Here is a 25,316-nt window from a genome sequence, read left to right as displayed (position 1 = left end):
TTAAAAAATAGTCAAAGCGAATTTACGGGCGCGAAGGCTACCATTAACGACATATGCCATGAAAGGTAAGGCGAGAAGATACGAGCGTTGCGCTGTAAAAACTGTCATTTTTAGTGAATTCTGGCGACTAATAATAATTTGCGGCGATAAATCACGGTCGGCTTCGTAAGGTAAACGTTTGCGTGTTGAGGCTTTTTTGAGGAGATATTATTGGTATTTATGTGTTGGAGTTGTGCTATGTGACTGGTATCACTAAAAAAGCCGGGAGGCAGAGGTGCCAATCCCGGCTTGTATATGGACAAATCTGTCACCGCGATAGCAGCGTCAATCTGTCGTTGGAGGTTAAGCGCAGATCTCGTAGCAAGGGATATACGCAGTACCAGGTAGCTTCATACGATGTTGCGCAACAAAGCCCTGCAGGAGATCGTCCATGCGCCGCATCATCTCGCGGTCACCGTGGATTTTGTACGGGCCAAACTCTTCAATGGCACGGATGCCAACTTCTTTCACGTTACCCGCAACAATACCGGAGAACGCACGACGCAGGTCAGCCGCCAGCACTTCAACGGGCTGGTCAGGATACAGTTTCAGATTGGCCATGTTTTCATGGGACGGCTCGAACGGCATCTGCAAGTCAGGTGCGATACGAATCGACCAGTTGAAACTGTAGGCATCTCCGGTGTCGCGGCGATTCTCTTTCACCAGCGGCATCGCTTTTTTCATCAAGCGCGCTACTTCCGAAGCATCATCAATGATGATGCGGTAGTGACGACGAGCATTTTCTCCCAGCGTGTGCACGATAAACTCATCCAGGACCCGGAAGTAATCCGCACTCTCTTTAGGACCGGTCAGGATCAGTGGCAGAACCTGATCTTTGTTGGCCGGATTCATCAGGATCCCCAACAGATACAGCAGCTCTTCCGCTGTACCTACGCCACCAGGGAAAATGATAATACCGTGCGCAATACGTACAAACGCTTCCAGACGTTTTTCAATGTCCGGCATGATAATGAGTTCGTTAACCAGCGGGTTAGGCGGCTCAGCGGCAATGATTGATGGCTCAGTCATACCGATAAAGCGGCTGTCTCTGTAGCGCTGTTGGGCGTGGCCGACCGCAGCACCTTTCATCGGGGCTTCCATCGCTCCTGGACCACAACCGGTACAGATGTTCAGTTCACGCAGACCCAGTTGAGTGCCGACGCGGCGGGCATAAAGGTACTCATTTTCGTTAATCGAGTGACCGCCCCAGCAGACGACCATATTCGGCGCTTCACCGACGTGCAGCGCTCGGGCGTTACGCAGGATTGAGAAGACCAGGTTAGTGATGTGCACTGAGCTTTCAAGATCCAGATGTTGAAAGCGACCGGCGTTACTGATCTGTCCGTTGACAAAAAGAATATCGCGCAGCACGGCAAACAGGTTGGCCTGTAGCGCGCGAATAATACGTCCATCAACAAACGCATCTTCAGGTGGGTTAATCAGCTCCAGCTTCACGCCACGTTCGCGGCGTAGCACGTTAATGTCGAAACTTTCAAAACGTGACAGCAGCTCTTTGCTGTTGTCAGTCAAACTGCCGGAGTTCAGGACGGCAAGAGAACAGTTACGAAACAGTTGATACAGGTCGCTGCTGGCCGTGCGTTTAAGCATATCGACTTCCAGCTGCGACAACATGTCCATTGAGCCAAGGGGGCTAATATGTGTAATCAAGTAAACTCCTTACGGGACGAGAGACATCATCCTCTATTGATTACAATAGCCCTGGCTTATGATCTTTCACAACCTTGCGTGCGGAATCCGACACGCAAAATTGAGAAAAAAGATTACTGACGTACCAGTCTGCCGATGGCGGGGACAAAATTGGTGTTAGTTCGCCACGGATTAATGTCCAGGCCGCCACGTCGAGTGTAGCGCGCGTAGACGCTCAGTTTTTCCGGCTGGCAGAAGCGCAGAATGTCATTGAAAATGCGTTCCACGCACTGCTCGTGGAATTCATTGTGATGGCGGAAAGAGACCAGATAACGCAACAGCTTCTCGCGATCGATTTTCCGTCCACGGTACTGAATCTGTATGGAGCCCCAGTCCGGCTGATGAGTGATCAGACAGTTGGATTTCAGCAAGTGGCTGACCAGGGTTTCTTCCACCGCTTTCTCACCGCTAACGGCATTTTCCAGATACTCTGTACTGAATTCGTAGTTGTCGATAACGATGTCCTGGTCATCGATGCAGGTACCGTTGAAATGGGCAATAGGTTGCCCTTCCAGTTCGTCAATACGATAGAGTGCCACGCTGACATCACCCTGAGCGCAGGCGCGCAGATCGTTTTCCAGCGTCTGGCGAACCGCATCCCAGGAGTCAAACCGGGTTTGGTTGTAGCTGTTCAGATAGAGCTTAAAGCTTTTCGATTCAATCAGATTAACGCTGGTGTAATCCAGTTCAACATGACCGACGGCAACCTGCGGCAAGCCGTTAGCATTCAGCCAGGACAGTTCATACAGCGTCCAGATATCGGCACCGTGAAAAGGCAGGTTATCGGCCTTTAAATCCAGCGGGTCGCGGTTCAGGCTGCGCGGAACGCCCTGCAACAGACTGGCATCGTAATTATCCCGGTAATCTGTTGATTTTCCGAGAGTCAGGCCATCAAGCGCCTGATGGTTTTCATAAGAAGACATGTTTCACCGTCATAAACCAGATACACTATGCGACAAGTGTATCCTGGCTTTTGTGAAGAGAGAAATCAGTGGACGAATTGACTGCGCAGGCGTTGACAGCCTTTACGACACGTTATTGCGACGCATGGCATGAACAAAATAACAGTTGGCCGTTGAGCGAAGAGCTGTACGGCGTTCCTTCTCCGTGCATTATTTCTTCCACCAATGATGCGGTGTACTGGCAACCCCAACCCTTTGTGGGAGACGCCAACGTAAATGCGGTTGAACGCGCCTTTGATATTGTGATACAACCCGCTATTCATGCTTTTTATACCACCCAGTTTGCCGGGGATATGCACGCGCAGTTTGCAGATGAAAAGCTGACATTGCTGCAAACCTGGAGTGAAGATGACTTCAGGCGTGTTCAGGAAAACCTGATCGGCCATCTGGTTACGCAAAAGCGACTCAAGTTATCGCCTACGCTTTTTATTGCCACACAAGAAAATGAACTTGATGTCATTTCCGTGTGCAACCTGTCAGGAGAAGTGTGCAAAGAAACGCTGGGTACCCGTAACAGAACGGTACTGGCGGCTTCGCTTGCGGAATTTCTCACTCAACTTAAGCCTGTTCTGTAGTCCAGTTTGCCCTGAACCGTGTGAGAGATCTCTTACAAACCCTGTAGGAGATTGCCAGGTAATAAGTAAAGGTTTAGTTGTTCCATTTAACACTAATTTTATGTAAATCAACGTATTACTATCTTACTACCCGCTTTCATATGAAAAAAAGCTTAAGGGGTTGTCTGTAAGTGTCTTGTAAGATAAGGCGAAACAGGCGATTCTATCTCTGTCGACAAGGAGTCGCACAACGAAGTGAACATCAGGATGATGACACTTCTGCAGGACACACCAGGATGGTGTTGCAAGGACAGGCTTCAGGATGAAGCAAAGAGGAAAACGCTGGATGCGTTAAAGGACACCTCCAGGAAGGAGAACGAGAGCCGGTCAGGATAGCCGGTGGGTCAGGATGGCCAGGGACACTTCAGGATGAAGTTTTCACATCGGGGTGGTGTGAGCAGGATGCAAACGTTCAGGACGAACAGGTCGAAAGACCACAGGAAAAGTTGTCACGGATGAGCAGGGAGCACTAAAAGTAGCTGGAATGCTGCGAAACGAACCGGGAGCACTGTTTTTACAGTGCTCCCTTTTTTTATTTCCTTCTCACAAGTGCTATTCTTCGCGCCAGATTTTTCATCATTGAGGTTAATTTCATGACGACTCATGACCGTGTGCGCGAGCAGTTACATGCGCTAGAAGCGTTGCTGCGTGAACATAATCACTGGCGGATGGATGAGCCAGAGGAGCATCTGTTTACCAGCACGCAGCCTTTTTGTATGGATACCATGGAACCAGTTGAATGGCTGCAATGGGTGTTGATTCCCCGCATGCATGCCCTGCTGGATAATGCTCAGCCGCTTCCGGAGGCATTTGCCATCTCGCCGTATTACGAAATGGCGCTGGCAGCCGATCATCCGCAGCGTGAGGTTATTCTGATGGCATTGCAGGATCTGGATGCGCTGTTTACAAGCGATAACATCTGATGCTGGAAATACTCTATCAGGATGAATGGCTGGTTGCTGTAAATAAACCTTCTGGCTGGCTGGTCCACCGTAGTTGGCTCGACCGTGACGAGAAAGTGGTGGTGATGCAAACGGTGCGCGACCAGATTGGTCAGCATGTTTTTACCGTTCATCGCCTCGACAGACCGACATCTGGTGTGCTGCTGATGGGGTTATCCAGTGAAGCCGGGCGTCTGTTGTCGCAGCAGTTTGAGCAGCATCAAATCCAGAAACGTTACCATGCGATTGTGCGCGGCTGGCTGATGGATGATGCGGTGCTGGATTATCCACTGGTGGAGGAGTTGGATAAAATCGCCGATAAATTTGCCCGCGTGGACAAAGAGCCGCAGCCAGCGGTCACACATTATCGAGGTCTGGCGACGGTTGAAATGCCGGTGGCAACCGGGCGCTATCCGACAACCCGATACGGGCTGGTGGAGCTTGATCCTCAAACAGGGCGTAAGCATCAACTCAGACGCCATCTTGCTCACTTGCGCCATCCTATAATTGGCGACAGTAAGCATGGAGATTTGCGGCAAAATCGCAGTGCTGCAGAGCATTTCGGTTGCCAGCGATTAATGCTGCATGCCAGCCAGCTTGAACTTATTCATCCGTTTACCGGGGAGCCGCTGGTTATTCGCGCCGGACTTGACGAGGTCTGGATGCAGGCGTTATCACAGTTTGGCTGGCGTGGACTTCTCCCTGAGAATGAAAGGGTTGAGTTAAGCGAGCCGTCGGGTCAGGATGAGCAGATAGATTCTTAATTCAGGGAGACAAAGGGTATGGCGGAAATTGGTATTTTTGTCGGCACGATGTACGGAAACGCGCTGCTGGTAGCCGAAGAGGCCGAAGCGATCCTTACTGCGCAGGGTCATAAAGCCACGGTGTTTGAAGATCCTGAGCTGACTGACTGGCAGGCGTATCAGGAAAAATATGTACTGGTAGTAACCTCAACAACCGGACAAGGGGATCTTCCCGACAGCATTGTGCCGCTGTTTCAGGGGATTAAAGATAATCTTGGTTTCCAGCCAAATCTGCGTTACGGCGTGATTGCACTGGGTGACAGTAGCTACGTTAATTTCTGCAATGGCGGAAAACAGTTTGACGCTTTGCTACAGGAGCAGAGCGCCCAGCGCGTGGGTGAGATGCTGCTGATTGATGCCAGTGAGCACCCTGAGCCGGAAAGTGAATCCAATCCCTGGGTAGAAAACTGGGGAACCCTCCTGTCTTAAGGTTCACCCTCCCCCTACCGGGAGGGTGCCTTGCCTGTGCCAGCAAGCAAAAGAACGACCCGTTTCTATCCTAATAAAACTGAATCGTGTTAGCTTCGGGCAAATGCCAGTAAAAGCCTTTCATTTGAAAGGGGTTTTACTGGCGTTTTCATAGGGTCAAGCGACCTGTTTCACACTCCTCTCTTTTCACGCCTGACATTCTCCTTTTCAACCCATCGGATTTCATTTCCGTGAAGTTGCTTCCAGTACCCTGGGCTTTTGCCACAAACATACGTGATACGCTGCCAAAATGTTGTGTTGTTGCACGGTGAGAGCGCGCGGGACGCTTTTTATACTGCTTATGCCAGTAAATAAAAACGCAGCATGCAAGGCGAACGACCTCATAAAAAGCTGCATATATATGAAACGTCACCTCTGATTCCCTACCGGTTGTGCAGTTCAGAGTGAGCGTGGCTAACACGAAAATTCAGGAGTGCAACAATGAGTTCATTAAGTCAGGCAGCGAGCAGTGCGGAAAAACGCACAAATGCTCGCTACTGGATAGTGGTGATGCTGTTTATCGTCACATCCTTCAACTACGGCGATCGCGCTACCTTATCGATTGCTGGTTCAGAAATGGCCAAAGACATTGGCCTGGATGCGGTTGGCATGGGATATGTTTTCTCTGCCTTCTCATGGGCTTATGTTATCGGCCAGATCCCCGGCGGCTGGCTGCTCGACCGCTTCGGTTCAAAACGTGTCTATTTCTGGTCCATCTTTATCTGGTCCATGTTTACCCTGTTGCAGGGCTTCGTCGACATCTTTAGCGGCTTCGGCATCATCGTTGCGCTGTTCACTCTGCGATTCCTGGTTGGTCTCGCTGAAGCGCCTTCATTCCCCGGTAACAGTCGAATCGTCGCGGCCTGGTTCCCGGCACAGGAAAGGGGAACGGCGGTCGCTATCTTCAACTCTGCACAGTACTTTGCCACCGTTATCTTCGCTCCGATTATGGGCTGGCTGACTCATGAAGTGGGTTGGTCACACGTGTTCTTCTTTATGGGGGGCCTCGGGATCGTGATTAGCTTTATCTGGTTGAAGGTTATCCACGAACCGAACCAGCATCCTGGCGTGAACCAAAAAGAGCTTGAGTATATTGCCGCAGGTGGCGCGCTGATCAACATGGATCAGGCCGCAGCCAAAGCCAAAGTTCCGTTCAGCGTGAAGTGGGGGCAAATTAAGCAACTGATTGGCTCTCGTATGATGGTAGGTATCTATATCGGTCAGTACTGTATTAACGCCCTGACCTACTTTTTCATTACCTGGTTCCCAGTTTATTTGGTGCAGGCACGCGGCATGTCGATTCTGAAAGCGGGGTTTGTCGCCTCGGTGCCGGCGATTTGCGGCTTCGCTGGTGGCGTGCTCGGCGGCATTATTTCCGACTGGCTGATGCGCCGTACTGGTTCGCTGAATATCGCCCGTAAAACGCCAATTGTTATGGGGATGCTGTTATCGATGGTGATGGTGTTCTGTAACTACGTCAACGTTGAATGGATGATCATCGGCTTTATGGCACTGGCCTTCTTTGGCAAAGGTATTGGGGCGCTGGGTTGGGCGGTGATGGCTGATACCGCACCAAAAGAGATCAGCGGCCTGAGCGGTGGCCTGTTCAATATGTTCGGTAACATCTCCGGCATCGTGACGCCTATTGCCATCGGCTACATCGTTGGCACCACTGGCTCGTTCAACGGCGCATTGATTTACGTGGGTGTTCACGCGCTGATTGCCGTACTGAGCTATCTGGTGCTGGTGGGCGATATTAAGCGTATCGAACTGAAACCTGTAGCAGGGCAATGATCATGACAACACAATCGAGTCCCGTAATTACCGACATGAAGGTCATCCCGGTGGCCGGGCATGACAGCATGCTGCTTAATATTGGCGGCGCGCACAACGCACATTTTACCCGCAACATCGTCGTTCTCACCGACAACGCTGGGAATACCGGCGTCGGTGAAGCGCCGGGCGGGGAAGTGATTTATCAGACGCTGGTAGACGCCATCCCGATGGTATTGGGCAAGGAGGTCGCCCGGCTGAATAAAGTGGTCCAGCAGGTACATAAAGGAAATCAGGCGGCTGACTTTGACACCTTTGGTAAAGGCGCCTGGACCTTTGAGCTGCGAGTCAACGCGGTGGCGGCGCTGGAAGCTGCGCTGTTGGATCTGCTGGGCAAAGCGCTCAATGTACCGGTCTGCGAACTGTTAGGGCCGGGTAAACAGCGCGACGCGGTGACCGTACTTGGCTATTTGTTCTATGTCGGCGATCGCACAAAGACCGATTTACCGTATCTGGAAAGTACTCCGGGTAATCATGAATGGTATCACCTGCGCCACCAGCAAGCGATGAACAGCGATGCGGTAGTACGTCTGGCAGAAGCGTCGCAGGATCGCTACGGTTTTAAAGATTTCAAACTCAAAGGCGGTGTGCTGCCAGGTGAGCAGGAAATTGAAACCGCACGTGCGCTGAAAAAACGCTTCCCAGACGCACGTATTACGGTCGATCCCAACGGTGCCTGGCTACTGGATGAAGCTATCTCGCTGTGTAAAGGGTTGAATGATGTTCTGACCTACGCGGAAGACCCATGTGGTGCGGAACAAGGGTTCTCTGGTCGCGAAGTGATGGCGGAGTTCCGTCGTGCGACGGGACTGCCTGTCGCGACTAATATGATCGCCACCAACTGGCGTGAAATGGGTCATGCAGTGATGCTCAACTCTGTGGATATTCCGCTGGCCGATCCGCACTTCTGGACGCTTTCTGGCGCGGTGCGCGTGGCACAGTTGTGCGATGACTGGGGCCTGACCTGGGGTTGCCACTCGAATAACCACTTCGATATATCGCTGGCGATGTTTACCCATGTTGGTGCTGCTGCACCGGGCAATCCGACGGCTATCGACACGCACTGGATCTGGCAGGAGGGTGATTGCCGCCTGACGAAAAATCCACTGGAAATTAAGAACGGAAAAATTGCTGTTCCGGACGCCCCCGGACTGGGTGTGGAACTGGACTGGGATCAGGTACAAAAAGCACATGAAGCGTATAAGGCGTTGCCCGGTGGCGCGCGTAATGACGCAGGCCCGATGCAGTATTTGATCCCCGGATGGACTTTTGACCGTAAACGTCCCGTTTTCGGCCGTCACTGATTTTGAATAAGGACACAATGATGAGTACACAATTTACTACCCCAGTCGTTACCGCTATGCAGGTTATTCCGGTTGCGGGTCACGACAGCATGCTGATGAATCTGAGCGGCGCGCATGCCCCATTCTTCACGCGTAATATTGTGATTATCAAAGATAACTCCGGCCATACTGGCGTCGGTGAAATTCCCGGTGGCGAGAAAATTCGCAAAACCCTGGAAGATGCGATCCCGCTGGTAGTCGGCAAAGCGCTTGGCGAATATAAAAATGTGCTGAATGCCGTACGCAATACATTTGCCGATCGCGATGCCGGTGGGCGTGGTTTGCAGACCTTCGATCTACGTACCACTATTCACGTTGTTACCGGGATCGAAGCAGCAATGCTGGATCTGCTGGGTCAGCATCTGGGGGTAAACGTGGCCTCTTTGCTGGGCGATGGTCAGCAGCGTAGCGAAGTCGAAATGCTTGGTTATCTGTTCTTTGTTGGCAACCGTAAAGCGACGCCGTTGCCGTATCAGAGCCAGCAGGATGAGCAATGTGACTGGTATCGTCTGCGTCATGAAGAGGCGATGACTCCGGATGCAGTGGTAAGACTGGCAGAAGCGGCGTATGAAAAATATGGCTTCAATGACTTCAAACTGAAAGGCGGCGTGCTGGCAGGGGAAGAAGAGGCTGAATCTATTGTTGCGTTGGCGAAACGCTTCCCACAGGCGCGCGTGACGCTGGATCCAAACGGTGCCTGGTCGCTCAATGAAGCGATCAAAATCGGTAAATACCTGAAAGGCTCGCTGGCCTATGCCGAAGATCCGTGTGGGGCAGAGCAGGGCTTCTCCGGGCGTGAAGTGATGGCAGAATTCCGTCGCGCTACCGGACTGCCGACGGCGACCAATATGATCGCGACCGACTGGCGTCAAATGGGGCATACGCTGTCTCTGCAATCCGTTGATATTCCGCTGGCGGATCCGCATTTTTGGACTATGCAGGGTTCCGTACGCGTGGCGCAGATGTGCCATGAGTTTGGCCTGACATGGGGCTCTCACTCCAATAACCACTTTGATATTTCGCTGGCGATGTTTACCCATGTAGCAGCGGCGGCACCGGGTAAAATTACGGCTATCGACACTCACTGGATCTGGCAGGAAGGCAACCAGCGTCTGACCAAAGAGCCGTTTGAAATTAAAGGTGGCATGGTGCAGGTACCTGCGAAACCGGGGCTGGGCGTGGAACTCGATATGGATCAAGTAATGAAAGCGCACGAACTGTACCAGAAACATGGACTGGGGGCGCGTGACGATGCGATGGGAATGCAGTATCTGATCCCGAACTGGACCTTTGATAATAAACGCCCATGCATGGTGCGCTAAGCGTTATGCCGGTTCTGACAGGAACCGGCACTTCTCCTGTTGTATGCTTAACACCGTCAACATGCGTAAGGATGCTTTATGAAAATAGTGATCGCACCGGACTCCTATAAGGAAAGTTTGAGTGCGCTTGAGGTGGCAACTGCCATTGAGCAGGGGTTTCGTGAAATTTGGCCTGATGCTGATTACGTAAAGATCCCGCTTGCTGATGGTGGCGAGGGAACGGTTGAAGCAATGGTTGCTGCAACGGCAGGTCGCCTTGTTCATGTTGATGTTACTGGTCCTCTGGGAAGCAATGTTCAGGCATTTTATGGCTTATCGGGGGATGCACGTTCCGCGTTTATTGAGATGGCAGCAGCCAGTGGGCTGGAGCTGGTGCCACCGGGTTCACGTGACCCGCTAAAAACGACCTCCTGGGGTACCGGAGAGCTGATACGTCATGCGCTGGATGCGGGGGTTGAGCATATCATCATCGGGATTGGTGGTAGTGCAACAAACGATGGTGGTGCCGGTATGGTGCAGGCACTGGGGGCAAGATTACTGGATGAGCAGAATAACGACATTGCACAGGGCGGTATGGGCCTGGAAGCGCTCGCCAGGATTGATATCTCTCAGTTAGACGCACGTCTTGCCGAGTGTCGCATCGAAGTGGCATGTGATGTGACCAACCCGCTTACTGGTAAAGAGGGGGCCTCTGCGGTATTTGGTCCGCAAAAAGGGGCTACACCCGAAGTGATTGCGCGTTTGGATCAGGCGCTAACGCACTATGCGCATTTGATTGACCGCGATCTGAATGTTGAGGTGCTCGAGCTGGCTGGCGGCGGCGCTGCCGGTGGCATGGGGGCTGCGCTGTATGCGTTTTGTGGCGCTCAGTTACGTTGTGGCATAGAGATCGTAACCGATGCGTTACACCTTGATGACTGCGTCGCAGATGCGGATTTAGTGGTGACCGGCGAAGGGCGTATCGACAGCCAGACGATTCATGGCAAAGTGCCGGTCGGTGTGGCAAACGTTGCAAAGCGTTACAATAAGCCCGTCATTGGTATTGCGGGTAGTCTGACACCGGATGTTGGTGTGGTGCATGAGCATGGTATCGATGCTGTTTTTAGCGTGATTTTTACCATTTGTACGCTGGACGAGGCGCTGGATAATGCGAGCGAAAATGTACGGATGACGGCGCGAAATGTGGCTGCGACGCTTAAAGTGGGGCAACAATTACGTTGAATTATTGGGCCGGATAAGGTGTTTACGCCGCAATCCGGCGATTTACCCGGCGGCACTAAGCTCACCGGGTAGTTAAACCGTTATCCCAACATCTTCTTCGCTTCTCGCGCGACGTTATCCATTTCATCAAGAAGCTCTAAAAATTCAGGTTCCAGATCTTCTTCTTTGGTGCCACTGCGCAACTGCTGCTCAATGAGCTGGCACAGATTCTTCATACGGGGAACGCCGCTATAGCCGCAGCTGCCGTGCAGTTTGTGAATCAAATCCACCAGGCCTTCGGGATTTTCACCTACCAGTTGTTCTTCAATTTTGTTACGAACCTCAGGCAGGAAATCGATCAACATTTGCAGCATATCGCGCGCCAGATCGTTTTTCCCTGCGGCTTGTCTTAATGCCAGTTGCCAGTCGAGCGTGGTGTTCGGGTTGACGACTGGCTCAAGGGGTTCAACGGCAATCGCCCGGGTCAACGCAACTGCTCCGGGCTTGTAGCGTAACAGCAGATTATGCAGCTTATCTTCTTCGATTGGCTTCGCCAGATAATCGTTCATTCCGGCACTGAGTAGCTTCTCTTTTTGACCGGCCATGGCGTGTGCCGTTACGGCAATAACTGGCGTCTGTTGCTGATGAGGAAGTTGATGGATCAGTTCACAAGCGCGTATACCGTCCATATCCGGCATCTGAATATCCATCAGAATCAGATCAAACTGCATCTGCTTGGCGCGATCTACTGCCTGATGTCCGCTGTCACACAGTTCGACGTGCTGCACCTTATCTTCCAGCAATGCGCCGATCAGTTTGAGGTTCGCCGGATTGTCATCCACAGCCATGACGGTCATGGCAATTTTACTCTCATCCATCAGCAGCAGCTCTGCGCTTTGATTCAGATGACAATACTCCGTGAGTGCAGGCAGCAAGCGGGTTGAGGTAAGTGGTTTTAAAAGACACGCCGCAGCGCCGCCTTGTTTTAATTTCTCCGCGTTAATTTGCGCATGGCAAGGAAGCGCCAGTAACAGGAAATCTGACATCGCCGCAGCGCTTGCCAGTCGCTCATGCTGCATTGTGAGCGGTTCACGGAAAGTAACGGGTACGCCGAGTAGCAAAATATCGTAATGATCCGCTGGCAGCGCGGAGAATGACGGGCTGTAAATCACCTCCAGCGGTGTTTCACTTAATATATCCAATGTGCATTGTGCTGCAGTGGCATTGGGTTCAACGTAGGCCAGCCGTTTACCGACCAGGCAACGGGTTGGTGAGCGTTCACTGAGAACGTTAGGATTGAGATCGAGACTGATATGAAACCAGAAAGTGGAGCCGCGATTCGGCTGGCTATGGAACGAAATATCCCCACCCATTTCGTTAACCAGTTTTTGTGTAATCACCAGCCCCAGCCCGGTGCCACCGTGGCGTCGTGAAATACTGGCATCCGCCTGGCGGAAGGCCTGGAACAGACGGGACTGATCTCGTTCCGGAATACCAATGCCGGTATCGCGGATTTGTACTTCGATTTGTACCTTGGTATTACTGAGGGAGCGTTTCTCGACCAGAATGTCGATATTACCGCTCTCGGTAAATTTGATGGCATTCCCGACCAGATTGGTAATGACCTGCTGTAAGCGCAGCGGATCGCCGATTACATTGTCTGGCACATCATTCTTAATATTAAGCGTCAGCTCAAGCCCTTTATCATGGGATGAGTGTGCCAGAAGTGTTACGACATCATCCAGCGTACTGCGCAGAGGAAAGGGGATACTTTCCAGGATCAGCTTACCTGCTTCCAGTTTGGAGAAGTCGAGTACGTCATTGATGATAGCCAACAGATTGTTGGCAGAGCGCTCAATCGTATTCAGGTGATCCCGTTGCGTGGTGTTTAACTCAGTTTTTAACGTCAGGCGTGTAAAACCAATGACGCCATTAAGCGGCGTACGCAGTTCATGCGACATGTTTGCCAGAAACTCAGATTTAATGCGCGCAGCTTCCTGGGCGCGCTTCTTCGCCAGATCCAGTTCGACGTTCTGAATCTCCATTTGCTCCAGAGTTTCACGCAGGTCGGAGGTGGCCTGATCAATATTGTGCTGCATCTCTTCATGATAGGCGGCGAGAGACATCGCCATTGAGTTGATGCCATTCTTCAGCATATCCAGCTCACCCAACATGAATCCTTCTACCCGGCTGTCGAGTTGCCCTCTTCGTATACGGTCGACGGTATTCACCATGTTGCGGATAGGCCCGGTGACGTCACGCATCAGACGCCAGCCGAAAATTAACGCAATACCAATACAAAACAGCATCATAACGCTGGAGATGAAGATCTCTTTGTACTGTTGTAGCCGCACTGATTTGAGGTCTAACTCAAGTGCCACGTATCCCAGCATGTTTTTCGTATTTTTCGCATCGCTAATGGCAGATTCATCCGGAGAATAGCTTTCCGATATAATAGGGGTACGCAGGATCATGATATCCCCGAGCCGGGTAACGCTCAGCTTGCGGGGAAACGGCTCGCCGGTAGCAAGCTGCATTTCCGATGGATCGAGATGAAAGTTTGATGTGACGAACAATCGGTTATTTTCGTCATAGACAGAAATTGCCCGCACGATATCGGAATGGCGGCGGTGCAGCACGCTGATAAGCTGGCCGATGGATTCCCGATTTTGCAAGTTCATGCCATATTCGCTGGAGACAGCAAGTGGCTCAATGATGCTGGCACCCGCGTCTTCCAGTTGACGCTGCAAGTCGTTATAGCGGTGCACAACAAAAAAGATACTTAGCAGCAAACCAATCAGGACGGTCGGGGCCAGGATCAGAATCATCATGCGAGCGCGCAGGCTGTAGTTGGTCATGGAGTTCCGTTATGGGACAATTAGGGTCACACTGTTAAATAGAGAAATATCTCGTCGATGGCGCAATTCTACTCTGCAAAGCGACGCGTGACGACGCGTCAGATCATAACCGTTACTGTCAATGACCTCGATCCTTTTGGTCAGGGCGTAGCTCGCCATAACGGGAAGGCCCTGTTTATACCGGAATTATTGCCCCAGGAAAGCGCCGAGGTCGTAATAACCGAAGATAAAAAACAGTTTGCCCGAGCGCAAGTCAAACGTCGCTTAAACGACAGTTCGGATCGTGAAGTGCCACGTTGCCCACATTTCGGTGTGTGTGGCGGCTGCCAGCAGCAGCATGCAAGCATTCATCTGCAGCAGCGAAGTAAAAGTGCGGCGCTGTCACGTTTGATGAAATGTGAGGTTTCAGAAATCATTTCTGGCACTCCGTGGGGTTATCGTCGTCGGGCGCGTTTAAGTCTGAACTATCGACCCAAAGAACAGCAGTTGCAGATGGGATTTCGTCAATCCGGCTCCAGCGACATTATCGATGTGAAGCAATGCCCTGTTTTGGTGCCCCAACTTGAGGCGCTGCTGCCCGACATCAGGGCGTGCCTGGAGAGTTTGCAGGGGCTTCGGCATCTTGGTCATGTTGAACTGGTGCAGGCGGGTAACGGCACCCTGATGATTTTGCGGCATACGGCACCACTAAGTGCAGCCGATAAAGAAAAACTGGAATGCTTTTCGCATTCCCAGGGACTGTCTTTGTTTCTGGCTCCACAAAGCGAGATACTTGAATCAATCTCAGGGGAATCGCCCTGGTACGACTCAAATGGACTACGTTTAACCTTCAGCCCGCGTGATTTTATCCAGGTCAATGAAGGGGTGAACCAACAAATGGTGGCCCGGGCACTGGAATGGCTGGATGTGCAGCCTGAGGATCGCGTGCTCGATCTGTTCTGCGGTATGGGGAATTTTACGCTGCCGCTGGCTGCACGAGCTGCAAGTGTGGTGGGGGTTGAAGGTGTGCCTGCGCTGGTGGAAAAAGGCCGGGAAAATGCACTGAATAATGGATTACACAATGTGACATTCTTTCATGAAAACCTTGAGGAAGATGTCACCAGGCAGCCGTGGGCGAAAAATGGGTTCGATAAAGTCCTTCTCGATCCTGCGCGTGCGGGGGCTGCAGGCGTGATGCAACATATTATAAAATTAAAACCTGGTCGCGTTGTTTATGTATCCTGTAATCCTGCTACGCTGGCTCGTGACAGCGAAGCGTTGCTTAACGCGGGATATGCCATTCAACGACTGGCGATGCTCGATATGTTCCCGCACACTGGACATCTGGAATCAATGGTCCTGTTTGAGCGTTTGTAATAAATATTTTACCCGATGAATTTCGGGTTGCATTGAGTCTGTCAGAAGCCAACAAAAATGCAGCCTGAAAGACAGTGGGTATGGCTTGTCGACTTCGACAGGCCTGGCCCCTTAAGGAGAGGACGATGGTTGCGGTAAGAAGTGCACATATAAATAAAGCTGGTGAGTTTGATCCAAAGAAATGGATCGCGAGTCTCGGGATCTCCAGCCAGCAGTCGTGTGAACGCTTAGCCGAAACCTGGGCGTACTGCCTGCAGCAAACACAGGGGCATCCGGATGCGGATCTGCTGCTGTGGCGTGGTGTGGAAATGGTGGAAATACTCTCTATGTTGAGTATGGATATCGACACACTGCGGGCTGCAATGCTGTTTCCTCTGGCGGATGCCAGCGTGGTTAGCGAAGATACTCTGCGTGAAAGCGTAGGCACGTCTATCGTCAATCTTATCCACGGTGTACGCGATATGGCGGCGATCCGCCAGCTTAAAGCAACGCATACCGACTCAGTCTCATCAGAACAGGTCGATAACGTCCGTCGCATGTTGTTGGCAATGGTGGACGACTTCCGCTGTGTGGTCATCAAACTGGCAGAACGTATTGCGCACCTGCGTGAAGTGAAAGACGCACCGGAAGATGAACGTGTACTGGCGGCAAAAGAGTGCACCAATATCTATGCTCCGCTGGCCAACCGTTTAGGGATCGGGCAGTTAAAATGGGAGCTGGAAGATTACTGCTTCCGCTATCTGCATCCGGAAGAATACAAGCGCATTGCCAAATTGCTGCATGAGCGCCGCATCGATCGCGAACACTACATTGATGAGTTCGTCGGACATTTGCGCTCTGAAATGAAAATTGAAGGCGTTAAAGCGGAAGTGTACGGTCGCCCGAAACATATTTACAGCATCTGGCGCAAAATGCAGAAAAAGCAGTTGGCCTTTGATGAACTGTTCGATGTGCGCGCCGTGCGTATCGTGGCGGAACGTCTGCAGGACTGCTATGCCGCGCTCGGGATTGTACATACCCACTATCGCCATCTGCCTGATGAGTTTGATGACTACGTCGCGAATCCGAAACCTAACGGTTACCAGTCAATCCATACGGTTGTGCTGGGGCCAGGCGGTAAAACCATTGAAATCCAGATCCGTACTAAACAGATGCACGAAGATGCGGAGCTGGGCGTCGCGGCGCACTGGAAGTACAAAGAGGGCACCGCGTCAGGTGCGGCTCGCTCCGGTCATGAAGATCGGATTGCGTGGCTACGTAAGCTGATCGCCTGGCAGGAAGAGATGGCGGATTCCGGCGAAATGCTGGACGAAGTGCGCAGCCAGGTCTTTGACGATCGGGTTTATGTCTTTACGCCAAAAGGCGATGTCGTGGACTTACCCGCTGGCTCCACGCCGCTTGATTTTGCCTATCACATTCACAGTGATGTGGGACACCGTTGTATTGGTGCCAAAATTGGTGGACGCATCGTGCCGTTTACCTACCAGCTACAAATGGGTGATCAAATTGAAATTATCACCCAGAAGCAGCCAAACCCAAGTCGTGACTGGCTGAACCCTAACCTGGGTTATGTGACTACCAGTCGTGGCCGCTCGAAAATTCATGCCTGGTTCCGTAAACAAGACAGGGACAAGAATATTCTGGCGGGAAGACAGATCCTCGATGACGAACTGGCGCATTTGGGCATTAGTCTGAAAGAGGCTGAAAAACACCTGCTTCCGCGTTACAACTTCAACGAACTTGAGGAACTGCTGGCCGCGATTGGTGGGGGAGATATCCGCCTCAACCAGATGGTGAACTTCCTGCAATCGCAGTTTAATAAGCCGAGTGCAGCCGAACAAGATGCGGCGGCGCTGAAACAGCTTCAGCAGAAAACGCATGCGCCGCAAAGCCGTCGTAAAGATGATGGTCGAGTCGTGGTTGAAGGGGTTGGAAACCTGATGCATCACATCGCTCGCTGCTGCCAGCCGATCCCTGGCGATGAGATCGTTGGATTTATCACCCAGGGGCGTGGTATTTCCGTACACCGGGCCGATTGCGAACAACTGGTGGAGCTGCGCTCACATGCGCCGGAACGAATTGTCGACGCGGTGTGGGGCGAGAGTTATTCTGCCGGGTATTCGCTGGTTGTCCGTGTTCAGGCCAACGATCGTAGCGGCTTATTGCGCGATATCACTACCATTCTGGCTAACGAGAAGGTGAACGTGCTGGGTGTTGCCAGCCGTAGTGATACTAAACAGCAGCTTGCTACTATCGATATGACCATCGAAATTTATAACCTGCAGGTGCTCGGGCGCGTACTCGGCAAGCTCAATCAGGTACCCGATGTGATCGACGCGCGTCGTTTACACGGTGGATAATTTTTCTTCGTAGGCCTGATAAGACGCAATGGCGTCACTATCAGGCATCATGAAAGCGCCGGATGGCGACGTAAGTCTTATCCGGCCTGTCTATTGAATCGTTTTCAGGATCTTCACATGAATCAAATCGACCGACTGCTCGGTATTATGCAGCGCCTGCGCGACCCGGAAAACGGCTGTCCGTGGGATAAAGAGCAGACTTTCGCCACTATTGCCCCTTACACTCTCGAAGAAACTTATGAAGTTCTCGATGCCATTGCGCGTGAAGACTTCGACGATCTGCGCGGAGAACTGGGCGATCTGCTGTTTCAGGTGGTGTTTTACGCCCAAATGGCGCAGGAAGAAGGACGTTTCAATTTTGATGATATCTGTGCTGCTATCAGCGATAAGCTCGAGCGTCGTCATCCGCATGTATTTGCCGATGTTTCTGCCAGCAACAGTACAGAGGTACTAACTCGCTGGGAGCAAATAAAAAGCGAAGAGCGTGCAGGGAAAGCGCAGCATTCCGCGCTTGATGATATTCCTCGCAGCTTACCAGCATTAATGCGCGCGCAAAAAATCCAGAAACGTTGCTCAAATGTTGGTTTCGACTGGAAGACGCTAGGACCGGTTGTCGATAAGGTTTACGAAGAGATCGACGAAGTGATGTTCGAAGCGAAGCAGGCCGTTGTCGACCAGGCTAAACTGGAGGAGGAAATGGGGGATTTGCTGTTTGCGACGGTCAATATGGCGCGTCATTTAGGCACTAAAGCAGAGACTGCATTACAAAAAGCCAACGAGAAATTTGAACGACGTTTTCGTGAAGTTGAACGAATTGTTGCTGAACGAGGTCTGGAAATGACTGGAGTTGATCTGGAAACTATGGAAGAAGTCTGGCAACAGGTAAAACGCCAGGAAATTGATCTCTAAAGGATTTCGTCGGTCAAGGGCGATTTGTGTGATTTTTTAAATAACAAGCGATTGATTTACGTCAAAAACATTTACCCCAAAGGGGCTATTTTCTCACTCCCGATGTTAATGTGAGCCTGGTGAAGAGGAGGAATAATGAAAGTTTGTGGCGCTCGTCATGTTCGGGTATACTACTTTCCCGTCTTGGTTATTCCATCGTTTCACCCTAACTTCTCAGGTCCAGCATGACAACGAACTATATTTTTGTGACCGGCGGGGTCGTATCCTCTCTGGGTAAAGGCATTGCCGCAGCCTCCCTGGCAGCTATTCTTGAGGCACGTGGCCTCAACGTGACCATGATGAAACTGGATCCGTATATCAACGTTGATCCAGGTACTATGAGTCCAATCCAACACGGGGAAGTGTTCGTTACTGAAGACGGCGCTGAAACCGACCTGGACCTGGGTCACTACGAGCGTTTCATTCGTACCAAAATGACTCGCCGCAATAACTTCACTACCGGGCGTATCTACTCCGATGTCCTGCGCAAAGAGCGCCGTGGCGACTATCTGGGCGCAACCGTACAGGTTATTCCACACATCACTAACGCGATTAAAGAGCGCGTCCTTGCCGGTGGCGAAGGTCATGATGTGGTGCTGGTTGAAATCGGTGGTACGGTCGGTGATATCGAATCTCTGCCGTTCCTGGAAGCGATTCGTCAGTTGGCGGTGGATATTGGTCGTGAGCACGCGCTGTTCATGCACCTGACCCTGGTTCCTTATTTGGCGGCGGCAGGTGAAGTCAAAACTAAACCGACTCAGCACTCCGTAAAAGAACTGCTTTCCATCGGTATTCAGCCAGATATTCTGATCTGTCGTTCAGATCGCGCGGTTCCGGCCAACGAACGTGCAAAAATTGCATTGTTCTGTAATGTGCCAGAAAAAGCCGTTATTTCAATGAAAGATGTCGATTCTATTTATAAAATTCCAGGCCTGTTGAAATCTCAGGGGCTGGACGATTATATTTGTAAACGATTCAGCTTGAACTGTCCGGAAGCAAATCTGTCAGAATGGGAACAGGTTATCTACGAAGAAGCTAATCCGGCAGGTGAAGTGACTATCGGTATGGTTGGCAAGTATATTGAACTGCCGGATGCCTATAAGTCAGTGATCGAAGCGCTGAAGCACGGTGGTTTGAAGAATCGTGTCACCGTTAACATCAAGCTGATTGATTCGCAGGATGTCGAAACACGTGGTGTTGAGATCCTGAAAGGTCTCGATGCAATCCTGATCCCTGGCGGCTTCGGCTACCGTGGTGTTGAAGGTAAAATCGCGACAGCGCGCTTTGCGCGTGAGAACAATATTCCTTATCTGGGAATTTGCCTGGGTATGCAGGTTGCGTTGATTGAGTTTGCACGTAACGTAGCGGGGATGGACAACGCCAACTCTACGGAATTTGTGCCAGACTGTAAGTACCCGGTGGTGGCCCTGATTACCGAATGGCGTGATGAAGACGGCAACGTCGAGGTCCGTTCCGAGAAGAGCGATCTGGGTGGCACTATGCGCCTTGGCGCGCAGCAGTGTCAGTTGGACGACGAGAGTCTGGTACGTCAACTGTACGGCACGCCGACAATTGTTGAACGCCATCGTCACCGCTACGAAGTCAACAATATGCTGTTGAAACAAATTGAAGCTGCGGGTCTGCGTGTTGCAGGCCGTTCCGGTGATGATCAGTTGGTCGAGATCATTGAGGTACCGAATCATCCGTGGTTCGTGGCCTGTCAGTTCCACCCGGAATTTACTTCCACGCCGCGTGATGGACACCCGCTGTTCGCAGGCTTTGTGAAAGCCGCTAGTGAACATCAGAAGCGTCAGGCGAAGTAAGAAGTAGAAAAGTTAGAACGGCAATGCACCCACACGGGTGCATTGTTTGTCTGGAGTTTTAGTTTAACTTGTACTGAGGAAAATCTAATGTCCAAAATCGTTAAAATCATCGGTCGTGAAATCATCGACTCCCGTGGTAACCCGACTGTTGAAGCCGAAGTACACCTGGAAGGTGGTTTCGTTGGTATGGCAGCAGCTCCGTCAGGTGCTTCTACTGGTTCCCGCGAAGCACTGGAACTGCGCGATGGCGACAAATCCCGTTTCATGGGTAAAGGCGTAACCAAAGCTGTTGCAGCGGTTAACGGCCCGATTGCTCAGGCTCTGCTGGGTAAAGATGCTAAAGATCAGGCTGGCATCGACAAGATCATGATCGATCTGGACGGTACTGAAAACAAATCTAACTTCGGTGCAAACGCCATCCTGGCTGTGTCCCTGGCTAACGCCAAAGCAGCAGCTGCTGCTAAAGGCCTGCCGCTGTATGCACATATCGCTGAACTGAACGGTACTCCGGGCAAATACTCCATGCCGGTTCCGATGATGAACATCATCAACGGTGGTGAGCACGCTGACAACAACGTCGACATCCAGGAATTCATGATTCAGCCGGTTGGCGCAAAAACTCTGAAAGAAGCCGTACGTATGGGCTCTGAAGTGTTCCACAACCTGGCTAAAGTTCTGAAAGCGAAAGGCATGAACACTGCAGTTGGCGACGAAGGCGGCTACGCGCCGAACCTGGGTTCCAACGCTGAAGCTCTGGCTGTAATCGCTGAAGCTGTTAAAGCCGCTGGTTACGAGCTGGGTAAAGACATCACCCTGGCGATGGACTGCGCAGCATCTGAATTCTACAAAGACGGTAAATACGTTCTGGCTGGCGAAGGCAACAAAGCATTCACCTCCGAAGAATTCACTCACTTCCTGGAAGAACTGACCAAACAGTACCCGATCGTGTCCATCGAAGATGGTCTGGACGAGTCTGACTGGGACGGTTTCGCATACCAGACCAAAGTTCTGGGCGACAAAATCCAGCTGGTTGGTGACGATCTGTTCGTAACTAACACCAAGATCCTGAAAGAAGGCATCGAAAAAGGCATCGTTAACTCCATCCTGATCAAATTCAACCAGATCGGTTCTCTGACCGAAACTCTGGCTGCGATCAAAATGGCGAAAGACGCTGGCTACACTGCTGTCATCTCTCACCGTTCTGGCGAAACTGAAGACGCTACCATCGCTGACCTGGCTGTTGGTACCGCTGCAGGCCAGATCAAAACCGGTTCTATGAGCCGTTCTGACCGCGTTGCTAAATACAACCAGCTGATTCGTATCGAAGAAGCTCTGGGTGAGCAAGCGCCGTACAACGGTCGTAAAGAGATCAAAGGCCAGGCTTAATCCTGTTCTTTAGCTCTTAACGTAAAACCCGCTTCGGCGGGTTTTTTTATGTCTTTAAAGTAGCAGTGGCAGAGTCGCACTGGCGGTTTGCTGACTGACATCACTGTACTGTTCATCCAACGCAATAAGTGATGTGGTGAGCAATTCAATTAATAGCATTACGCCCACTTTTGCATTCAGCGCCCCGGCGCTCAGCGGTCCTTCGGGTTTGGCTGCAACCAGTTGGATATCACTCAGAGAAGCCAGCGGACTGCGCGGCGTATTGCTCAGCGACAGTACAGGGACGCCGTGTGTACGCGCAAGTTTAACCACATGCAGCAGATCGCGAGTGGAACCTGAACTGGAAATTGCCACCACCAGCGAGTTTTTGGAAAGCGTTGTGGCATTCATGGCGGCACGATGCATGTCGCTGAACAGTTGTGCGGGCTTGCCAAGGCGCAAAAGTTTATAATGTAGATATTCCCCCAGAATCGCACTGGCCGCCACGCCATAAATCTGTACCGACTGCGCCTGGTGCAGTGCGAGGGCTGCTGCTTCCAGTAATGTTCTGTCGAGTAATTTTGCTGTGTCCTGCAACGCCTGAACGGATTCATTGACAACGTTGTCAATCTCATCGCCGCTGTGTTCTACGGGCTGTCCGTGCTGGAGATCAAGTGCCAGCGCCATCTTAAATTCGTTATATCCCTTACATCCCAGCGTGCGGCACAGGCGCGTGACGCTTGCCTCGCTGGTGTCGCTTTCGCGAGCCAGCTCGGTAATCGTCAGATAGACAACTTTCGCCGGATCGCTCAGCACAAACTCACCCAGCTTCTGTTGTGTCCGGCTATATCCGTCTACACCCTGGCGCAATCTCAGCAGCAGGTTTTCATTTTCTGACATGCAAAATCCTTAATACGTTTCTCTGTCGATAGTGTGGCGGAAAGCTGGGGAGAGATGCCAGACATTTTAAAAAGTATGATCGACTTCCTGGTTTTTGATGGTAATTTTCATTTATTAAATTAATTATGGTAAAAATTTTCATCAACAATCAGGAGAAATGAAAAATGATGAAAATGTTTAGCGGCGCTTCCTCTGGGGCGTGGTTTGAAAAGGCGCAGCGGTTCGGTAAATCGTTCATGCTGCCGATTGCGATCTTGCCCGCTGCGGGACTGCTGTTGGGCATTGGTGGTGCATTATCGAACCCTAATACGCTGACGGCCTATCCGTTTTTAGATGTCGACTGGTTGCAGGCTATCTTCACTATCATGACCAGCGCGGGTTCCATTGTGTTTGCCAACCTGTCGGTGCTCTTTGCCGTTGGGGTGGCGGTAGGCCTGGCGAAAACGGATAAAGGCACGGCGGGGCTTGCAGCGCTGTTGGCGTTTCTGGTGATGAATGCCACCATCAACGCCTTGCTGATCCTGAACGGGACGCTGGCGCATGAAAACCCGGGGGCTGTTGGTCAGGGGATGACGCTTGGTATCCAGACGCTGGAAACGGGAGTATTTGGTGGTGTGGTGATTGGTCTGGTCACTTGTGCGCTGCACAGTCGCTTTAATAAAGTCTCGCTACCACAGTTTCTGGGTTTCTTTAGCGGCTCACGCTTTGTGCCGATTATTAGCTCGCTCGCGGCGATTGCCGTGGGTGCCGCTATGACGGTTGTCTGGCCTCATTTCCAGAAACTTATTTTTGGACTGGGTGGCCTTGTGGATGCAACAGGTTACCTGGGGACGCTGCTGTACGGCTTTATTCTGCGTATGCTTGGCCCATTGGGCTTACATCATATCTTTTATCTGCCGTTCTGGACGACGGCGCTTGGTGGCAGTGAAATCGTTAACGGCCAACTGGTCGAAGGCACGCAGCGTATTTTCTTTGCTCAGCTTGCCGATCCGAACACCCAGCAGTTCTATGTGGGTACCTCACGCTTTATGTCCGGGCGCTTCATCACCATGATGTTCGGCCTGCTCGGAGCATGTCTGGCGATGTATCACACCGCTAAGTCAGAGAACAAAAAAGTTGTCGCCGGTCTGCTGCTGTCAGCCGCCTTGACCTCTTTCCTGACCGGCATCACTGAGCCGATTGAGTTCTCCTTCCTGTTTGTGGCTCCTGTCTTATATGTCATTCACGCCTTCTTCGATGGACTGGCGTTTATGATTGCTCATATTTTACATATCACCATCGGTCAAACCTTCTCGGGTGGACTTATCGATTTCATCCTCTTTGGTGTGTTGCAGGGCGAAGCGAAAACCAACTGGATGTACGTGCCTATGGTGGGTGTGCCGTGGTTCTTCCTGTATTACTTCACCTTCCGCTATTTGATAAATCGCTTTGGCTGGCTGACGCCGGGCCGCGAGAACGCAACATCCGTAGAAAACACACTGCCTCAAAGTGAACGAGCAGCAGCCGTGGTCGCCGGACTTGGGGGCAAAGAGAATCTGGAAGAGGTGGATTGTTGTGCTACGCGTTTACGCGTGACGGTGAAAGATGGCAGCAAAGTTAATGAAGCGGCGCTGAAAGCAACCGGGGCGCGTGGTGTGATTATTCGTGGCAATGGTGTTCAGGTGATCTATGGCCCGCATGTCACCATTATCAAAAATGAAGTTGAAGAGATCTTATCGTAATGAAAACTGTATTGGATTCGCTGAAAGGTAAGTTAATTGTCTCCTGCCAGGCGCTGGAAAATGAACCTCTGCACAGCCCGTTTATCATGTCACGTATGGCGCTGGCGGCAGCGCAGGGTGGGGCGGCTGGTATTCGTGCAAACAGTGTAGCGGACATACGCGCCATTAAAGAGAGCGTCGCACTGCCGATCATTGGGATCATCAAACGCGATTACCCGGGGAGCGAAGTGTTTATCACCGCTACCATGCAGGAGGTGGATGAGTTGATGACCGTTGAGCCAGAGATTATCGCCCTTGATGCAACTGCGCGCCCACGTCCCGGTGGGCAAACGCTGGAAGAGCTGGTTGTGCAGATCCGCGCACGCTACCCATCCGTGTTGTTGATGGCGGATATCTCCAACGTCGACGAAGCCGTCACTGCCGAACGACTGGGTTTTGACTGCGTGGGTACAACTCTTTATGGCTATACGGCAGAGACTGTCGGGCATGTGCTTGCGGATAATAACTGTGGTTTTTTACGTGAGGTGCTGGCTGCGGTTACTCTGCCGGTGGTAGCGGAGGGGAATGTCGATACCCCTGAACGGGCCGTACAATGCCTGGCATTGGGCGCATACACCGTGGTGGTGGGGGGCGCTATCACCCGTCCACAGCAAATAACGGCGCGCTTTGTCACGGCAATCGCGTCGTAAAGCAACGATCGGGCATGATACTTTGGTGGGGATCTGCGATAATTATCGTTTATCCCCATATTGA

The 25,316-nt window shown here is 51.6% G+C and carries 19 protein-coding genes; 15 read left to right on the top strand and 4 right to left on the bottom strand.

The window, feature by feature from the left end:
* Window positions 1-342: 342 nt before the first annotated feature.
* Together ppnN and queF are read right to left on the bottom strand one after the other, a co-directional pair.
* Window positions 343-1,707 carry a nucleotide 5'-monophosphate nucleosidase PpnN gene (gene ppnN, locus AACS05_RS18845; RefSeq protein ID WP_045446906.1) on the bottom strand — a complete coding sequence of 455 codons (1,365 nt, stop codon included), beginning with the start codon at window positions 1,705-1,707 and terminating at the stop codon, window positions 343-345.
* 113 nt (window positions 1,708-1,820) lie between these two features.
* On the bottom strand, window positions 1,821-2,669 hold the full coding sequence (gene queF, locus AACS05_RS18840; RefSeq protein WP_045446904.1) for an NADPH-dependent 7-cyano-7-deazaguanine reductase QueF: 849 nt from the start codon (window positions 2,667-2,669) through the stop codon (window positions 1,821-1,823).
* A gap of 68 nt (window positions 2,670-2,737) precedes the next feature.
* Here queF and syd point away from each other — a divergent pair, with 68 nt between their 5' ends.
* The 8 genes from syd (at window position 2,738) to AACS05_RS18800 (ending at window position 11,253) form a co-directional block, all read left to right on the top strand.
* Window positions 2,738-3,283 carry a SecY-interacting protein gene (gene syd, locus AACS05_RS18835; RefSeq protein ID WP_045446901.1) on the top strand — a complete coding sequence of 182 codons (546 nt, stop codon included), beginning with the start codon at window positions 2,738-2,740 and terminating at the stop codon, window positions 3,281-3,283.
* A 632-nt stretch (window positions 3,284-3,915) separates the two neighbouring features.
* On the top strand, window positions 3,916-4,245 hold the full coding sequence (locus tag AACS05_RS18830) for a YqcC family protein (RefSeq protein ID WP_045446898.1): 330 nt from the start codon (window positions 3,916-3,918) through the stop codon (window positions 4,243-4,245).
* Window positions 4,245-5,027: a tRNA pseudouridine(65) synthase TruC gene (gene truC, locus AACS05_RS18825; RefSeq protein ID WP_045446895.1), complete on the top strand. Its 783-nt coding sequence runs from the start codon at window positions 4,245-4,247 to the stop codon at window positions 5,025-5,027. The genes AACS05_RS18830 and truC overlap by 1 nt, the downstream gene beginning before the upstream one ends.
* Window positions 5,028-5,045: 18 nt before the next feature.
* Window positions 5,046-5,495: a flavodoxin gene (locus tag AACS05_RS18820; RefSeq protein WP_045446892.1), complete on the top strand. Its 450-nt coding sequence runs from the start codon at window positions 5,046-5,048 to the stop codon at window positions 5,493-5,495.
* A gap of 480 nt (window positions 5,496-5,975) precedes the next feature.
* Window positions 5,976-7,328: a galactarate/glucarate/glycerate transporter GudP gene (gene gudP / locus AACS05_RS18815; RefSeq protein ID WP_045446889.1), complete on the top strand. Its 1,353-nt coding sequence runs from the start codon at window positions 5,976-5,978 to the stop codon at window positions 7,326-7,328.
* 2 nt (window positions 7,329-7,330) lie between these two features.
* Window positions 7,331-8,671 (top strand): enolase C-terminal domain-like protein, encoded by a 1,341-nt coding sequence (locus tag AACS05_RS18810; protein ID WP_045446886.1) that lies wholly within the window; start codon window positions 7,331-7,333, stop codon window positions 8,669-8,671.
* Between the two features lie 20 nt (window positions 8,672-8,691).
* A complete protein-coding gene (gene gudD, locus AACS05_RS18805; protein ID WP_045446883.1) occupies window positions 8,692-10,032 on the top strand; it encodes a glucarate dehydratase in 1,341 nt (446 codons plus the stop codon).
* A gap of 78 nt (window positions 10,033-10,110) precedes the next feature.
* Complete coding sequence (locus AACS05_RS18800; RefSeq protein WP_045446880.1) at window positions 10,111-11,253, top strand: glycerate kinase; 1,143 nt, start codon at window positions 10,111-10,113, stop codon at window positions 11,251-11,253.
* An 80-nt stretch (window positions 11,254-11,333) separates the two neighbouring features.
* Here the strand turns inward: AACS05_RS18800 and barA are convergent, their stop codons facing one another.
* The gene (gene barA, locus AACS05_RS18795) at window positions 11,334-14,090 is read right to left on the bottom strand and encodes a two-component sensor histidine kinase BarA (RefSeq protein WP_045446877.1); all 2,757 of its coding nucleotides are present in this window, start codon (window positions 14,088-14,090) and stop codon (window positions 11,334-11,336) included.
* 57 nt (window positions 14,091-14,147) lie between these two features.
* Here barA and rlmD point away from each other — a divergent pair, with 57 nt between their 5' ends.
* The 5 genes from rlmD to eno all read left to right on the top strand — a co-directional run bounded on the left by rlmD (window position 14,148) and on the right by eno (window position 21,963).
* A complete protein-coding gene (gene rlmD, locus AACS05_RS18790) occupies window positions 14,148-15,446 on the top strand; it encodes a 23S rRNA (uracil(1939)-C(5))-methyltransferase RlmD (RefSeq protein WP_045446874.1) in 1,299 nt (432 codons plus the stop codon).
* A 125-nt stretch (window positions 15,447-15,571) separates the two neighbouring features.
* Window positions 15,572-17,806, top strand: coding sequence for a GTP diphosphokinase (gene relA / locus AACS05_RS18785; protein ID WP_045446871.1), 2,235 nt, complete (start codon window positions 15,572-15,574; stop codon window positions 17,804-17,806).
* A 117-nt stretch (window positions 17,807-17,923) separates the two neighbouring features.
* Window positions 17,924-18,715 carry a nucleoside triphosphate pyrophosphohydrolase gene (mazG, locus tag AACS05_RS18780; RefSeq protein WP_045446868.1) on the top strand — a complete coding sequence of 264 codons (792 nt, stop codon included), beginning with the start codon at window positions 17,924-17,926 and terminating at the stop codon, window positions 18,713-18,715.
* Window positions 18,716-18,939: 224 nt separating this feature from the next.
* Complete coding sequence (gene pyrG / locus AACS05_RS18775; RefSeq protein ID WP_045446865.1) at window positions 18,940-20,577, top strand: glutamine hydrolyzing CTP synthase; 1,638 nt, start codon at window positions 18,940-18,942, stop codon at window positions 20,575-20,577.
* Between the two features lie 87 nt (window positions 20,578-20,664).
* Complete coding sequence (gene eno / locus AACS05_RS18770) at window positions 20,665-21,963, top strand: phosphopyruvate hydratase (RefSeq protein ID WP_045446862.1); 1,299 nt, start codon at window positions 20,665-20,667, stop codon at window positions 21,961-21,963.
* Between the two features lie 54 nt (window positions 21,964-22,017).
* Here the strand turns inward: eno and AACS05_RS18765 are convergent, their stop codons facing one another.
* On the bottom strand, window positions 22,018-22,842 hold the full coding sequence (locus AACS05_RS18765) for a MurR/RpiR family transcriptional regulator (RefSeq protein WP_045446859.1): 825 nt from the start codon (window positions 22,840-22,842) through the stop codon (window positions 22,018-22,020).
* A 164-nt stretch (window positions 22,843-23,006) separates the two neighbouring features.
* Between AACS05_RS18765 and AACS05_RS18760 the strand changes: the two genes are divergently transcribed.
* Window positions 23,007-24,563, top strand: a complete 1,557-nt coding sequence (locus tag AACS05_RS18760) for a PTS transporter subunit EIIC (RefSeq protein WP_045446856.1) — start codon at window positions 23,007-23,009, stop codon at window positions 24,561-24,563.
* Complete coding sequence (locus AACS05_RS18755) at window positions 24,563-25,252, top strand: N-acetylmannosamine-6-phosphate 2-epimerase (RefSeq protein ID WP_045446852.1); 690 nt, start codon at window positions 24,563-24,565, stop codon at window positions 25,250-25,252. The genes AACS05_RS18760 and AACS05_RS18755 overlap by 1 nt, the downstream gene beginning before the upstream one ends.
* The last annotated feature ends 64 nt before the right edge of the window (window positions 25,253-25,316 follow it).

Origin of the sequence: Citrobacter sp. S-77 (assembly GCF_963864895.1) — a bacterium.
GTDB lineage: Bacteria > Pseudomonadota > Gammaproteobacteria > Enterobacterales > Enterobacteriaceae > Citrobacter > Citrobacter murliniae.
Note: the sequence above shows the minus strand (reverse complement) of the source record. Positions and strands in the feature narration are given on the sequence as shown.

Bases quoted from the DNA above. Each gene is read 5' to 3' on its own strand.
- queF (WP_045446904.1), bottom strand. From the start codon at position 2,669: ATGTCTTCTTATGAAAACCATCAGGCGCTTGATGGCCTGACTCTCGGA.
- AACS05_RS18830 (WP_045446898.1), top strand. From the start codon at position 3,916: ATGACGACTCATGACCGTGTGCGCGAGCAGTTACATGCGCTAGAAGCG.
- truC (WP_045446895.1), top strand. From the start codon at position 4,245: ATGCTGGAAATACTCTATCAGGATGAATGGCTGGTTGCTGTAAATAAA.
- AACS05_RS18820 (WP_045446892.1), top strand. From the start codon at position 5,046: ATGGCGGAAATTGGTATTTTTGTCGGCACGATGTACGGAAACGCGCTG.
- gudP (WP_045446889.1), top strand. From the start codon at position 5,976: ATGAGTTCATTAAGTCAGGCAGCGAGCAGTGCGGAAAAACGCACAAAT.
- AACS05_RS18810 (WP_045446886.1), top strand. From the start codon at position 7,331: ATGACAACACAATCGAGTCCCGTAATTACCGACATGAAGGTCATCCCG.
- gudD (WP_045446883.1), top strand. From the start codon at position 8,692: ATGAGTACACAATTTACTACCCCAGTCGTTACCGCTATGCAGGTTATT.
- AACS05_RS18800 (WP_045446880.1), top strand. From the start codon at position 10,111: ATGAAAATAGTGATCGCACCGGACTCCTATAAGGAAAGTTTGAGTGCG.
- barA (WP_045446877.1), bottom strand. From the start codon at position 14,090: ATGACCAACTACAGCCTGCGCGCTCGCATGATGATTCTGATCCTGGCC.
- rlmD (WP_045446874.1), top strand. From the start codon at position 14,148: ATGGCGCAATTCTACTCTGCAAAGCGACGCGTGACGACGCGTCAGATC.
- relA (WP_045446871.1), top strand. From the start codon at position 15,572: ATGGTTGCGGTAAGAAGTGCACATATAAATAAAGCTGGTGAGTTTGAT.
- mazG (WP_045446868.1), top strand. From the start codon at position 17,924: ATGAATCAAATCGACCGACTGCTCGGTATTATGCAGCGCCTGCGCGAC.
- pyrG (WP_045446865.1), top strand. From the start codon at position 18,940: ATGACAACGAACTATATTTTTGTGACCGGCGGGGTCGTATCCTCTCTG.
- eno (WP_045446862.1), top strand. From the start codon at position 20,665: ATGTCCAAAATCGTTAAAATCATCGGTCGTGAAATCATCGACTCCCGT.
- AACS05_RS18765 (WP_045446859.1), bottom strand. From the start codon at position 22,842: ATGTCAGAAAATGAAAACCTGCTGCTGAGATTGCGCCAGGGTGTAGAC.
- AACS05_RS18760 (WP_045446856.1), top strand. From the start codon at position 23,007: ATGATGAAAATGTTTAGCGGCGCTTCCTCTGGGGCGTGGTTTGAAAAG.
- AACS05_RS18755 (WP_045446852.1), top strand. From the start codon at position 24,563: ATGAAAACTGTATTGGATTCGCTGAAAGGTAAGTTAATTGTCTCCTGC.